This window comes from Thalassoroseus pseudoceratinae (assembly GCF_011634775.1).
GTDB lineage: Bacteria > Planctomycetota > Planctomycetia > Planctomycetales > Planctomycetaceae > Thalassoroseus > Thalassoroseus pseudoceratinae.
Genome location: NZ_JAALXT010000005.1, coordinates 680,363 through 695,550 on the forward strand (window position 1 = coordinate 680,363; position 15,188 = coordinate 695,550).

At 52.6% G+C, this 15,188-nt stretch carries 5 protein-coding genes and 1 tRNA gene; 1 reads left to right on the forward strand and 5 read right to left on the reverse strand.

Features of this window, described 5'->3' with window-relative positions:
- Positions 1–329 precede the first annotated feature (329 nt).
- Positions 330–2,024, reverse strand: coding sequence for a GspE/PulE family protein (locus G6R38_RS20385; protein ID WP_166830580.1), 1,695 nt, complete (start codon positions 2,022–2,024; stop codon positions 330–332).
- Positions 2,025–2,565: 541 nt separating this feature from the next.
- Here G6R38_RS20385 and G6R38_RS20390 point away from each other — a divergent pair.
- A tRNA-Ala gene (locus G6R38_RS20390) sits at positions 2,566–2,638 on the forward strand.
- A gap of 287 nt (positions 2,639–2,925) precedes the next feature.
- Here the strand turns inward: G6R38_RS20390 and G6R38_RS20395 are convergent.
- From G6R38_RS20395 to G6R38_RS20410, 4 genes are all read right to left on the reverse strand, one after another.
- Positions 2,926–6,234, reverse strand: coding sequence for a WD40 repeat domain-containing serine/threonine protein kinase (locus G6R38_RS20395; RefSeq protein WP_166830583.1), 3,309 nt, complete (start codon positions 6,232–6,234; stop codon positions 2,926–2,928).
- Between the two features lie 480 nt (positions 6,235–6,714).
- Entirely contained in the window at positions 6,715–11,319 is a 4,605-nt protein-coding gene (locus tag G6R38_RS20400) for a bifunctional serine/threonine-protein kinase/formylglycine-generating enzyme family protein (RefSeq protein ID WP_166830592.1), read from the reverse strand.
- Between the two features lie 29 nt (positions 11,320–11,348).
- Entirely contained in the window at positions 11,349–11,936 is a 588-nt protein-coding gene (locus G6R38_RS20405) for a sigma-70 family RNA polymerase sigma factor (RefSeq protein ID WP_166830594.1), read from the reverse strand.
- 275 nt (positions 11,937–12,211) lie between these two features.
- Complete coding sequence (locus G6R38_RS20410; protein WP_166830596.1) at positions 12,212–15,139, reverse strand: hypothetical protein; 2,928 nt, start codon at positions 15,137–15,139, stop codon at positions 12,212–12,214.
- Between the last annotated feature and the right edge of the window lie 49 nt (positions 15,140–15,188).

Genomic DNA, 15,188 nt, shown 5'->3' on the forward strand with positions numbered 1-15,188 from the left:
TATTCTGGGCTGACTCTGTAACAATCTCAAATAAATATTGTTTTTGGCGGAATCCGAACGATTTTCTTGTTGACCCATTGGCCAACCGACACCGCCGTCCTGGCTTGGCTAACGCATCGGAATTTTCAGGGACAACCTGCAATCTGGAACGCACAATGGAAGTGTTGCATTTTGCAACACTTCCACACATTGTGTGCCCCAAGTTCAATGCTGGCTTTGACCTTTGCCATCCTATTCATCGGCCTGACAATTAAACTTCGGCACATGTGTGGCAAAAACATCATCCGGCTCACGCTACGACCAAGGCGAAACCGCCGTTTTGTGGACAGTTAGTCACGACTTGTCTTCAACTTATAAACTTCGGTCAAAGTTGTAAGTCCTTGGATAGCCTTATCTTTCGCATCATCGACGAGAGTCTTCATGCCGAACAGCCGAGCCTGCCGCCGAATTGCCTGGGCGGGTTCGCTGCGGAACGTCATCTCTCGCAACGTCGAGTTCATCGTCATCAACTCGAACACCGCGACCCGGCCTTTGTAGCCCGTGTGCTGGCACTCGTTGCACCCTTTTCCGCGAACAAACTGACCTTTGGCCAATTCCTCGTCCGTGATTTCGAGTTGTTCGATTTCGCTCGAATCGGGCTTGTAGCTGGTCACGCATTTCTTGCAAACACGCCGCACCAAACGTTGAGCCATGACCGCCATCACACTACTCGCGACGAGGAATGGCTGAACATTCATGTCGATCAGGCGTGTAATAGAACTGGGCGCATCGTTCGTATGAAGGGTACTGAAAACCAAGTGTCCTGTTAAACTAGCTTGGATTGCCATCTCTGCCGTCTCCAAATCGCGAATTTCTCCCACGAGGATCACATTCGGAGCCTGCCGCAACATCGCCCGAATAATCCGGGAGAAATCCAGTCCGATCTCATGCCGAACTTCGACTTGGTTGATTCCAGGCAGATAGTATTCGACCGGATCTTCCGCCGTGATGATTTTTCGGTCCGGCTTGTTCAGTTCACCTAAAGCACTGTACAGAGTGGTCGTCTTTCCGGACCCCGTTGGACCAGTGACCAAAAAGATACCATTCGGTCGTCGAATGACATTTTGGAAGGTTCGATACTTTTCTTCACTGAACCCTAAGTTCCGGATACCGATCTTGATGTTCTCACGATCAAGAATACGCATGACCACCGCCTGGCCATGATTGGTAGGGATAATACTGACACGCAAATCGTAGTCTTGTGTTCCGACCCGAGTTTTGATCCGGCCGTCCTGCGGTCGGCGTTTCTCGGCGATATCGATCCGCGACATAATTTTGATACGAGAAACAATCGCTCCCAACAGTCGGCGGGGAGGGTTGTCCCGCTCGATGAGGCTTCCGTCGATGCGGTACCGAATCCGCACACGATCCTCGAACGGCTCGACATGGATGTCGCTCGCTCGCATCTTGACGGCTTCTTCGATGATCAAGTTCACCAGCCGAATCACCGGAGCACTATCGTCTTCTTCTTGGATATCACCGCCGGTTTCGACCTGGGTCAGGTCGATTTGCGTCTCGGTGAACTCTTGTATCATGGAATCGACCGACTCTTCGTTGCCGGTCTGTCCATAATGTCGCTCAATGCAATTCTGGATGGATTCCTTCGGAGCGATCACGATATCGACACTACGATTGAGCAAGAACTGGAGTTTCTCGAGCAGGTCGTAAGCCATCGGGTCGTGAAAGGCGATCTGGGCGGTTTCCCCTTGCAGAGCCACCGGAACGATCACGTTTTCTCGGGCCATCGATTCGGTTACGAGCTGAATGACATCGCCTGGAATCTGGATGCCATCCAAATTGACGTACTCATAACCGAATTGCCTGGCCTGATACTGACAAACGGTTTCCTGGTCCACATACCCGTTCCGAACCAACGCATCCGCGACTTTCAGCCCCATGCTCTGCGCCATGGATTCCGCTTCCGCGAGCTGATCCCCACCGATCAAGCCGTCATCCACAAGTTGTTGTAACCAATCGCCAGCCATGTCTTTTATCTCCAAAAGCGGAACTGCAGAGGGAGTGCCTGTTTGTCCAGAAAATTAATCTCGAATGCCAGCGGTCAACGAAAGAACCGTCGACACCAGCCCTCGCCCCCTCAATCGTTTGAGGAGAAAGCCGTTTGCCAATTCGATTGATCAGCGACTTCCAACTCAAGGAGCGCTCGAAGAGAAAGGTGCGAGATATCAGGTCGCCATGACGAGCGAGGCAGAAGAACGTTGATACGCTCCGCATGGCAGATTTCGAAAGGAGGAATTCGAGTGGATCGGCAATCACCGTTGCCATCGACACGGATGTCGGTGTCGATGAGTGAAATATCATCGAGAAAATGGTCACTCCGAAAAGTGCGGAGGCCAACGGTCGCCTACTTAGGAAATTGTGGTCTGCAACTTTAGGTGTGTCAAGGAATTGCCTACCGTTCCACCATAACCCGCACGGTTTCTCCATCCCATCAAGACCACCACATTCCGCAGAACTCGCTTTCCAATTGCCACGCGATTTGGATATAATCGACATCGTCAGAACAAAGGGGACGTAGCTCAGTTGGGAGAGCGCTGCGTTCGCAATGCAGAGGTCGTGGGTTCGAATCCCATCGTCTCCAATCATAACCCCTTATAAATCAACACGTTCTGACTATTGCCCCTTTACTCGCAAATTCCGCCGAGATACCTTTTTTGGTCCCGATTTCCGAAAAAAGGTATCTCCGAAGGTATCTCGCAATGTGAGTCGTGAAGGGTGTTTTTCTGCCACGCAAAATCCGCCTGACTTGGCAGCCCGGTGCTGACGGTCGTAGTGGGCGTTGGAAGAAAATTTCAAAGAGGGCACCATCTGCTCAGGTATGCCCCTCCAAGAACTCGGCCCGCTTGACGACAGTCGGGTTCCTTCGGGCTAATTAGCGAGGGGCGTGGCATTCCAGAGATGGATCATTTTGCCCTGACCAGCCGCCGCTATCACACCGCCGTCGGCGCTGAAGACGATGGTCGTAGGATTGCTGGGTGCGTTGTCCAATGAGAATAATTCATCACCCGTTGTGCCATCAAAGATTCTTAACGTCTTGCTTGCACCACCGATTACGAGCCTACGACCATCAGGCGAAAACGCTAGGGCATACCCAGACTGATTTCGCATCGTCCGAATTTCTTGCCCTGATGCGGCGTTCCAGAGCTTGAGAACGCCGTCGCCATCAATGGAGGCCAGTCGCTGCCCGTCCGCACTGAACTCGACATCGTAAAGACGATCGAAATGGCCGCTCAACGTGAAAACCTTTTGCCGCTCTTCGAAATCCCAAACATTGACGACATTCGGACGATAACCTGCGACGGCCAAACGCCGGCTGTCTGGACTGAAGGCGATAGCGTAGATCTGAGAAATCTCCGAGTCGATTGTCCATAGCTCTTCGGCTGTGTCTGCGTCCCAGATTTGAACCTTGTTCGTTTTCCAACTTCCTGCAGCGAGCTTCTGGCCATCATGGCTAAAAGCGATGGCGTGCGTGTCACCAAGTAGGTCGAATTCTTGTTCAATCTGCCCTGTAGCAAGGCCGCGAATACGGACTTTACCGCCATTTGCGAACGCCAACTCCGCAGCGTTTGGGCGAAACGCGACTCGTTGCGAGCCCTCAAATTTCGTCGCCGGCATTGTGGCGTCGAGATTCCAAAGCCCGATTTCACGGCTTTGGGCGTAGGCCAACAAACGGCCCTTCGGTGAGAAGGCGATGTCCAATGCCGAAACTGGTATTTGCAGCGGAACGGTTGTTTGGGGCGTGGCATCCCAAATTTGCACAGTCCCGTCTTGGCTACCTGACGCAATTAACTTTCCGTCCGAGCTAAATCCCACAGTGGCTGCGATCTCTCGATGCCCCACATACGCGGCGAGTTGCTCGCGACTCTCGGCATCCCAAATTTGCACAGAACCATCGTGTGAGCCGACGGTCGCAATTCGCTCACCGTTTGGACTGAAAACCAAATCACGGACGTAGGGCCCGATAGTTGCCGTCCAAAGTTGCTCACCGGTGGCGGGGTTCCAAGCGGCCCACTTGCTTCCTGCAGCCGTCAGTAACCACTGGCCATTAGGACTGTAATCCACGGTACTACTCCGGACAGCCAACCGAGTAGTCACGGTGCCACTTGCAATATCCCAGATGCGGGAGGGATTGCTGGCCACCGCGACGTGCTGGCTATCTGGACTGAAGGCTACGTCGGTTGGAACGGATTCGTGGTCTGAGAGATTCACAAGCAACTCACCGCTTTCGACTTCCCAGAGGCAGACCGATTTATCCCGACTCCATGTCGCGATTTGCTTTCCGTTTGGGCTGAACGTCACGCCCATCAGTCCTTCGGTGTGAGCTCTGACGGTTGCTTTGGGCTTCAGCCGGTTCCCTCGCAGCGTCTGTAATTTCTTTCCTGTCTGAGCGTCCCAGAGGATGATGTTTTTGTCATAGCCTGCCGAGACAAGGTGTTGGCCGTCCGGAGAGAAATCGATTCCGGTCACGTGACTGCTATGCCCTTCAAGCGTACGAAGGAGCTTCCAGTCCCCGACATCCCAGATCAAAATCTTACGGTCCTCTCCAGCCGAAGCGAGCAGCTTACCGTCTGGGCTAAACGCGACGTCAGTCACGGCTTGTTCGTGCTCTTTGAGTGTGGCTCGTGCCGAACGACAGAGACGGTCGAAGTAGTGCCACTCAAAGCCACGGAGGTCGATTCCGGCGGTCTTGTCCGGAACGGTCCTCTGCAGGCGTCGACGGACACGGTCGAAGTCCCGAGACTGTAAATCCCGGCTGGCTAGCGTCATTTCGGCTCGGTAGTAAATTCCGACCGTGTTCCGGAATTGTTCTTCTGCCCTGATTCTCGCTGCATCAGCGTTCTCCGTTTGCCGGATCGCTTCAGCGGTTCTCTGTTCAGCGACTTGCTTGGCGGCCATCGCGGCCTCGGCTTTTTTGTCGGCGTCTTTCCGCTTCTGTTCTGCCTGTTGTCTTGCTTGATCCGCCGATTGCCGTTCGCGGAACGCTTCTGTCGCTTTGACCTCGGCAATTTGTTTCTGCTCGGTCGCTTCGATCGCTTTCGCTTCGGTGCGCGAACGTTCCAATTCCAACCGAGCCGCGAACACAGTCGAAAGCACGGCCGTGCCGAACAGTAAGATCGCAACTGTTCCCACTAGGCCGGCGATGGTCGGGTTTCGCCGAGCCCACCGGTGCACGCGTTGCAGCGCGGTCAGTGGGCGAGCGGAGATCGGTTTGTCGTCCAGGTAATGCTGAAGGTCTTTCGCAAGCACTTCACAGGTTGCGTAGCGGTCACCGATCTCCTTAGCCATTGCTTTCTGGCAGATCGTTTCCAGGTCACGCGGGATATTCGCGTTGATTGTCGCGGGCGGTGGTGCTTCCGAATTGGCAGCGTGAAACAGCACGACCGCTGCTGTCGTGCCGCTGAACGGAGTTTGGCCGGTCAGCAGCTCGTATAGCACGACCCCAATACTGTACTGGTCGCTGGCCGGGCCGATCTCGTCTTGCTTGCCGGCAGCTTGCTCGGGCGCCATGTACGCTGGCGTCCCAAGCACATGGCCATCCTGTGTGAACTTCTCCGTGGATTCCTCTAGGCGGGCAATGCCAAAGTCCATCAGTTGTGGCTCGTCTCGGCCATCAAGCATCACATTGTCCGGCTTGACGTCCCGATGAACGATGCCATTCTCGTGGGCATAATGCAAAGCATGCGCCAATTTTTGGACGATGGCGGCCGCACGCCGAAACTCTAGCCGGTGTCCGTCCATTTCTTCAGCCAGCGACTTGCCGTCGATGAACGCCGAAGCAATGTAGTACTGATCGCCAATGCGACCGGCTTTGAACACCGGCACGATATTTGGATGTCGCAGTCGGGCCGCAGCTTTCGCTTCCCGCAAAAACCGCTCCCGCGATTTCTTGGACTTCAACGTGTTGGCCGTTGGCAATTTCAGTGCAACATCGCGGTCGAGTTCTGGATCGTATGCGCGATAGACCTCCCCAAAGGTGCCCGAACCGAGTCGCTGTCTGACCTCGAAACCAGCGATCGTTCTGGATGACTGTGACAAGCCGCGAGCATTTGCGAAATCATCATCCGCTGTCTGGGACCTAGACCGATCGCGGGGTTTGTTCTTTTCGAGTCGAATTGGCCGTCCACATGAGGAGCAGATGAGTGTCTCCGGCAATATCTCAGCCGAAATCCGCTGCATAGAGCCACAGTCCGAATGAGGACAACGGACTTTGCGCGTCATAAGTTTTCCAGCCAAATTCGTCGATGCAAGACATTTTCCGAAGACTGGTTCACTATAACTGGCATCGGGAAAGTGATCAAACACATCCGATACGCCGGTAAGTTCGAGTTTGGAGTTTACAGAGCGAGTGCGACGGTGTTTTCTAAGAGTTGTCGGAGTTCTCTCAACCCCGGTTCTTGCCAGGGGATCGAAAAGACCTGTCTTCGGATGCTTTGACGTCTGAGTGTTACGAGCATGCCTGCGAACGATGCCTGAGATTTCTGGCGATACGACGGGCAGGGCAGTGATTTGTAATGACGATGGCCGTCTTGTACGAACGACAGAACGATCAGACTATATAACAGCATCCCGATCGGTGCGGTTCGTTCAACAGAATCACCCCTCCAACTTTGCGGCTCTTTGAGGCCCAGCGACTGCTTGCGACTTTGGAAGGTGGAGCTAATTGTCTCGCGGTATCGAATGCCTACGCCAAGCAACAATGTAACTGGGTATTTCCTGTTGGATGTAGGAACCGACGCAGGTCGGAAACCAACCAGACGATCCACGTTGTTTGAGCATCGACTGATATTGCTGTTCCGTGAGATCGAATGAAATGTTCCTCTCGTCATTATCATCACTTTGATGGAAGACGCAGGACACCTTTAACTCAGTCGTTCCAGCGCTTAACTGAAAGAAGCTTAATGGCCAGCCACGGGCACCGAATTCCTTGGTCTTGCTTTTAAACTCACCAAGTGTCAAACCGACAAATGCTTGATACTCTTGACCAAAATGTCGTCGGCAGACAAAGGAGTTATTTCGCTGATTCGCAGATTCTGAGCATACGAGCGATACGGGCATCCAGCCGTCGCTCGACACTTCTTCTACAGCTTTTTGCAGATCTTTCTCCCCGATATTGAGCGTTAAATAGCCCTTACCGGTCGATCTCCAAATCTTTAATCCCGGACCTTCTGTTGGTACTGCATTTGGATTCGGGAATAGCAGCTTCCAAAGCAACTGGTGAGTCTTGCCAAACTGCTTGTAGTCCTGACCAGCCTGATGATCGTTTTCAAAGAAACTGACTTGGAATGTTGCACCATCGACGGTCGGGAGAGCAACCGCATCGAACAAGACGTCAGATGTCCCCCAACGCAAGTTGATGTGCTTGGGATAGTATTTCCCCTGAATTGAATCCAACCAATCTTGTAACTCTGCCTTCGTGGCTCCGTGAGTTTCCGAGAATCGTGATTGCAGAGTTTCGTTGGCACGTGAATCGATTGCGAACTTGTGAGCGTCAATATTTGCGGCAATGCGGAACCCGATCGCGATTCCAGAAGGGACTTCCTGGTGACAAGAGATGCGATACGCCGAACGAGAGTGATAGTGCCACCAATAAAAGTCACCCCCACGGACAACCCTGTTCGGCAAGTTCGGATCCGTTGCTCCACGCGGATCGATGGTGATTGATTTCCCCTCATCGACATACTGCTGGGACGACCATCGATCGTTCACATACTCATGAACATTACCGGCCATGTCGAAGAGCCCGAATGGATTCGGAACAAGCGAACCAACCGCTAGTGGTCGGCCATGTAAGCCTTCAAGGTTCTCCTTGTCCAAGATTGTATCTTGATGATCGCCGGTCCAATAGACGGTATTCGTTCCTGCACGACAGGCGAATTCCCATTCGGCTTCAGTCGGCAAGCGATAAAACTGCTGGCTCTGATCTTCACCAGTCAGACCAAGTTGAGCATGAAGGCCCTTTAGAAATTCTTGAGTTTGGTTCCAACTAATCGTTTCCACCGGAAACTTCGCTGTCGACAGGTTCTTGAATTCCTCATTGTTTTCAGGCGAAAAGTGGGAAGGGTTAAAAGACAGGATCGATTGAAACTGCTCCTGCGTGACTTCTGTCGTCGCCAGATAGTATGGCTTTGTCAAAGCGACACGGTGCTGCGGGCCTTCGCTGATTTGGCCTCGTTCCCAGAATTCACCTCCAGACTTGGCGTGCTCCCTCCAGTTGTCGAGCTCGGTTTCCGATGAGCCCATGTCGAACTCGCCTGGAGGAATCAAGCGAAATGTGAACCCGAACTTATCGGTGAACTCCACGGGAACACCGAGGTGCTCGGCCCATTGTTTTTGATACGTTGACGCTTGCTGCGAATTAAACGGAGCGATAGCGGGCGGTGGAGAGTCGGCAGGTAGGTTTTGCCAGTGAGGAGGAAGTTTGTCCCGATTATCCTGTTCTGTAACGAACTTCGATGACGTCGCGTGCTTCCGCCAATTGACAAGGTAACTCACGGTTCCGTCGTCAATAGATGAACCAACGCAATGAGGAGCCCAACCAGAATCTTTTCGCTGTTCGAGCTCAGACTCGTATTGCGATTCTGTCAGATTGAATGAGGTCGCTGATGAAACGCCAACTTTGTTTTCACAGAACGTGCAATTGATCCGTGGCGTTGATGTCCCTGCCTGCAGTTGAAAGAAATGTAAGATCCAGCTTTTCCCTTCGAACTCCTCAACTTTGTTTTCAAACTCATCTTGGGTCAGGCCAACGAACGACTGATGCTCGATATCGCCTCGCTGGTGACCCAAGAAAAAGTTGTATTCGTGGCCCGCTGATTCCGTCGTACACAGCGACATCGGAAACCATTTCCGATTGCTGTAGTAATCGACGGCTTCTTGAAAATCTTGGTCTTTGATGTCCTGGGGCTTATACGTACGCTTCACTTCCCGACGAATTCTCAATCCCGGCCCTTGTTGCGGTCGCACGCCTTCGGTAGGAAACAAGAGTCGCCAATACAGGGCGTGTGTCCACCGATATTTCGATGAGAACTCGAACGCTTCGGAATCATTTTCAAAAAAGTTGACGACCCAATTCCTCCCTGTCGTGTTCCGTTCTGCGGTGGCATCAAAAATCCATTCCGATGCTCCCCATCGCAAATTGATATACAGGGGGATGTATTCGCCACGAATCGATTCGAGCCAGGATTGAAGTTCGGATTTCGTGACTCCGTGCACCTCGGCGAAGTGTGATGGCTGTTCGGGTACGCTCGATTTGGAATCGCGGTCGGACTGTGCAGCTCGATCAACCGCCGGGGCCGTAGGCTCAATTGTGAGCACGTTGCGACCATTCTTACGAACGGTAAACTTCTCTGGATTCCGAACAACAATATCGCCCTGACGAACTTCATAACCGTATTCGCCTGGCGCGACCGTTAGTATGAATTCCGGACCTGAGATGAGATGAGTCTCGCCGTCAAACTTTAGGGTAATGTCGCCACGCTTGAGCAGCTCGTCATCAGTCTTCACGAGCAATGTGACATCGCCGGCCTTGATGAGAAACGTGACCCCATAGATTATTCCGCCAAGGCAAATCATTGTTGCCAAGATCATCGCCAGACGGGTCGAACGTTTTCTCGCCTTTTCCAGTGGAAGCAGTTTTCCATACGGATCGAACGCATACTCGCGACGTTCCACGGGAATATGGCGATACGTCTGCAAAGCCTCACTGAGATCGCGAGCGAATTGATTGTCGGGTTTGATCTCCAACAACCTCCGTACATTCGCTTCGATTCCCGCACAATTTTGTGACTTGCAACACTCCTTAAGCGTCTTTAGGAGCATGTTTGCTTCGTCTTGCAGATCGATCGCGTTTTTTAACGTCTGCTCGATCACTGGAGAACGCATTTTCTGAGGTATCTGCTGCAGGATTTGAGCAGCCCTCGCATAGTCATACTTCTGCATGAACATGCGAGCCGTTCCGACCAAGGTCGGGATGCCCTCCCGAATCTTTTGGGGAAGCTTTTTCACTCGCTCCAATTCGTTGAGAGCCCAACTCGCATAACCGGCAGCCTGAGTGTCGGTTGCCGCACTCATCTTTTCGAGCAAACTCACGGCTTGGCCATACTGCCCGCGTTTGACAAGATCGGCCACTTTCCGCTTCACCTTATCCAACTTTTTCAGACGAGGGCTTTTGTCGTTTTTTTCTACAATCCGTTCGGCACTGGGGTTCGTTGCGTATTGATCGAGTTGATCGACCACTTCTTGCATCGACTGCGGACGATTCTCGATTTCCTTCGCGATCATCTGCAAACAGAATTGGCAAAGTCTGGAGTCAGCATCGGGATTAAAATCGAGCGGGTTTCGTGGTTCGTCGCGAGTAATCTGTACGAGGATCGAGTGAATACTGCCTCGGAAAGGCAAATCTCCGGAAATAAGTTCGTAGAGAATCACCCCGAGTGCATAGATATCTGTGGCTGGTCCTATCTTTTGTACATCGGCCTCAACCTGTTCGGGAGCCATATATCCAGGCGTTCCCAGTAATGCTCCCTCGCGGGTAATTCGTGACTCCTCTGACTGGTCCACTTTTCGGGCAAGTCCAAAATCGGTCACGATTGGCTTGCCCTCCTCATTGATCATCACATTGCCGGATTTGAGATCGCGATGAATGACCCCCATTGAATGAGAGTGCTGGAGTGCGTCTGCGATATCGCGGACGATCTGCATGATCTCTTTTTGGCTGAGTTCGTCACCGCCGATGAATTGAGAAAGAGGCTTTCCGTTGATGTAGGCCATCGTGATGTATGGCCGATTGGAAAATTCCCCAAAGTCAAAAACAGAACAGATTCCGGGATGACTGAGTTTCGCGGCGGCCTGCGCTTCCCAACGAAACCGAGCCAGGAATTCGTCGTGCTCCCCGTTCCGTACTTTCGGAATCTTGATAGCCACCTCTCGGTCAAGTTGGGTATCGATGGCCAAATAGACCGCTCCCATCGCCCCTTCGCCAAGTTGTTGCTTGATCCGATAGCGACCGAACATCTGCCCGACCACTACGGTGTCAGTGTCATAAGACGTTTTGGATCGCGATGTGTCTCGATACGCTTCGGCTTTTGAGGTGTCGCCTTGACGAATGAAGTCCTCGACCAAAGCGGCACCGCCGACATAGGCACGGATTTCGTCCGCAATCGTTGGATGTGCCCTGCATAGGGCGTCGATATCGATCTGTTCACCGGAGTCGACTCGACGCATGTAGTCAGCCAGAATCTCTCCAACTTCATTCTCAGCCATGCTGACCTCCAGAATTCCCACGAACGATCTTAGAGAGGGTCGGATTCCAGAAGTCTTTTAAGCGCGGCGACGCCTCGGTAAATGACTTGTGCGGCCGCCGCAGGGGATTTGCCGAGAATTCGAGCGACATCTTCGATTTTCCTGCCTTCCAGGTGTCGCAGACGAACGGCTTTCTGCTGTAATTCGGGCAATTGAAGGAGTGCCGCTTCGATTCTCTGATGCTTTTCTGCCCGCATGGCTTTCTGGCTTGGGGAGCTAACGTTTCCGGCAAATTTATCCGCATTTGCATCGCTCTTCTGGCGTCGAACGTCTCGACGCTGAGCCTGATGATTTCGCGCCAAATCGATAAACGTGTGTTGCTGAATTTGCTCCAGCCATCCCCAGAACTCTTCGATTGTGGTGCCCCGAAACTGCTTTTGGAACACTTCAACCGCCCGCACACACGCTTGTTGCACAATGTCGGATTCGTCGACGCGACGTTGGAGTGCCCCCTGGAGTTGAGCATGAACTTTCTCACGAAGCTGGGAACGGAACTGTTCAAGAAGTTCTCCCAATGCCAACCGATTCCCTTTGATCGCTGCATCCAACAGGTGCTGGGGATCGGTCGTCTCTGACATCAAGATACCTGACTCTAAGCAGTAAGACGGATTTGACTTCGTGAATTGAACGGGCACCAAGGGTGACTTTTCAGAAAATATCGAAAATCGAGGAGATTTTCACCAAACTTCGCACGGAGAAGTGCCCCAAAGCGAACGCGGAGTTGGTCGATTTCAAGCAATCTTACGCTCAAACAACTTGACCAGCCAACCGACATGAGAAATCCCGAGTCACACTGCAAACATTGCGTTTTCGGCGAGTTCTGGACACCTGAGTCGCTGCTCAACAGTGGTCATCAAGGGGCCGTGCGTTGAATTTCGATTGTCCCTAGAAGTCCATCACCTTCGTAACGCAAGCGGACTGTGATTGCGATCAAACTTCGGAAAAAATCGGCGAATGGTGAGTTGTCTTCAAGCGAAACGTTCTGCCGGGCATTCTGGCGATTCCCAAAGGTTGTGGACAGAACTTGGTCGCTCGCTTCGTCGTAAACGTACTTCCCGCCACCAGGATCGAAATACGTGACACCATACTTGGCATCGGCAATCTGGTTGGCCTCGGGAACAGAAACATCGTAGAGCTTGATCAACGTGTACAACGGCATGATATTCCGTTGCGATGCCTGCCGAGCCTTCTCGGCCCAGTATAATTGGAGGTCGTCTTGCATCTCCTTCATGGCTGTAAAACGCACCTGCATCAGTGCGTGTGAAATTGGCGTCGCGTCGTCAGTCGGCTTCTGGGTCGCATCAATCGCCTGACGTAACGTCTCGTGGTCAGTCGCTGCGATGAGATTGCCTCCAACCAGCGACATGTGCAGCCGCACCTTCGCAACATAAACCTGAAGCGAGAACACATAGACCGGGTGTTGCTTGTAGTCGGGCAGACGGTAAGCATCTAAATTTGTGGTTAAGCCACTTCCTCGGTCACTATGAAGAAACACACGAGACGTTAGCTCTTTCAATAATCGCTGTGCCTTGGCTTCGTCCTCGATTTCGATCGACAGATACACCGGCAGGTTGGTCGCAGTCACTGCGGCCGCGATCATTGCCTGCTGAGCGATCGATAGCGGGATAAACCCTCCGAGTGACTTCAGACGCGTTGGGTCGATTTCAAGGATGGTGTCGTCGTCGCAGAAATGTAGCGAGACCCGATCCCCAAGCCACGAAAGATCGGTCAGTGTGGGATTGGCGTCCAACGTCTCGGGAACACCGGGTACGCTGCGAAGCAATTCACCAATGCGTTTTCGGCCAGGTACGGCTGCCAAGGAGAGTATGGCAGGGTCGGCATATCGGGATGTATCCAGCGCGAGAGCCTCTTCGCTGAGGAAATGCCTCAGGTCGCTATAGAGACTCCCGTTTGCGAACGGTAATACAAGGGTCTCGAGTTTGACGGTCGGGCCACTCGTCAGGCGTACGGCAATTGGATCAAAAAACTGCCGCCAGTATGACTCGTATCGCTTTTGATAGGCCTGATACTCTTGCCGCTCCTGCTGGGAGACTTTCAACACGTTGAGTTCAATGATCGGCGTGAGGTACTTGATTCGGTTATAAAGGGAACTCGTCGCAGTGTCTTTCTGGGCATCGTATGCGTACGCTCCGCCGGAAGGATCGACAACCTTTTGCATATCCACGAAGTTCCCCTCCGCTAAATCGCTGAGCGTCTGTGGCGATTCACCGTGCTCCAAACGGTAGAAGAGGGAGGCGTTGTTCAGCATCACGAGATTACTGAAAGCTTGCCGACGGCGTTTTTCCGCAATCTTGAATTCTGGGCTGATCAACCGCTTGAGGAAAGCTTCCGAGCAGTACAGGTAGCCGCTGGCATCGTCATCCTGCGGAGTCAGCATCGTGGTGACGTACTGATAGTCGGCCTGATTGGAAAGATTTGGAATTCGCTCTGCCATCGTGTCCACTAAGCGTCGAATCGCACGATGACTATTCGAGAAAACGGCAATCTTCTCATGAAAGACGACGAAGGAACTGACTGTGCGGTCGGGCGTGTACCGCGCTAAAATTCGGTGTCCGCGATAGTTGAATTCCTGCTCAATAACGCCTGCATGTTTCGCCTTGACCTCGTCCAGCCAACTCGATGCGGCTGCGCGAAAACGATCCGGCTTCTCTAATTGAAATAGAAGTGTGACGTCGGTGCCTTCTGCGATATAGAAATCGGAGCCAGTCACAGCAAATTCGCTCACGACTTGGTCATCGAACAATTGGCCAAGCATCTCTGCACGAATTGCTAGTTGATCTTCGTACTTTTCGCGCAGATGATGGTCCCGCGCAGAGACTTGGAATGTTCGTAGAAGATTGTCTCCCCATTGTTGCGAGAGGTCCATCAATTCATTGGCGGCCTTCATCGAACGGAAATTCAGAAAATACTGCGTCGCTGGTACGAAGCGTGACAACGCATGTTGCTGTGGTTCGTGTCCGTCATCTTTGCGTTTTTCAAGCAAAGAATTGTAGTCGAGGGAACGCACGTCGGGCGGTGAGAGCTGACTGATATGGACGGATAAGTCATCCAGCCTTGGGCCACGACTCAGAACTTCCCGTTGCAGCGTCTGCTGGACGGCTAGGCCCCCGCCGAAGACATGATACAGATCGAAATCATTGTCGTCAGTCGTTGGCGAAGGACCAGGCAGCGGAGGCGGTTTGACACCGTAACGGTCTTCGGATTGCAGTAACACGTACTCCAGAAAAGAATTCTCCGGATAGAATCTCAAGAGATCTGCGAAGTACTCGTTCTGCTCCCGCGCCCACTCTTGATAAAGCGATTCGGGTCCGCCATCGTCGACAGGTATCGGGATTTCAATGTCCGTCTCGCGGACTTCAACGCGACGGGTGCCATCGAGTTCTTCTGACACTGTCTCATAGGAGAGCTTGAGTGTTGCTGAGTTCTTGTCCTTTTCGGTCCGGCGAAGACGTCCATAGAACTCGGCGTGCTTTTGCTCGAATCGGGTCTGGCGAGGATAGACCAGCCAACTATTTTCGTCGGCTGGCCTTAGCCTTAAGTAGTTGCTCTTCTCGAACTCCTCAGCCAGAAACGGTTGCTCCAATCGAAGGACAAACACTGTGACATTCTGTTCCGCGTCGTGGTAAGTCTCAATCTTACGTTCAAACGGCATAGAATCGTCTTGGCCATTGACCACAGCCGGAAGGACAAGGATTAGCCAAGCCGCCGCATAGAGGATCGCAAACCGGTAACGAGAAACGTGAGTCTGTTGATGACGCATCCTAAACTCCCCAACGTGAGCGCTCATTTCTCAAAGATTGGTCGGTCGA

Coding starts and splice junctions, on each gene's coding strand:
- G6R38_RS20385 (WP_166830580.1), bottom strand. CDS start 2,024: ATGGCTGGCGATTGGTTACAACAACTTGTGGATGACGGCTTGATCGGT.
- G6R38_RS20395 (WP_166830583.1), bottom strand. CDS start 6,234: ATGCAGCGGATTTCGGCTGAGATATTGCCGGAGACACTCATCTGCTCC.
- G6R38_RS20400 (WP_166830592.1), bottom strand. CDS start 11,319: ATGGCTGAGAATGAAGTTGGAGAGATTCTGGCTGACTACATGCGTCGA.
- G6R38_RS20405 (WP_166830594.1), bottom strand. CDS start 11,936: ATGTCAGAGACGACCGATCCCCAGCACCTGTTGGATGCAGCGATCAAA.
- G6R38_RS20410 (WP_166830596.1), bottom strand. CDS start 15,139: ATGCGTCATCAACAGACTCACGTTTCTCGTTACCGGTTTGCGATCCTC.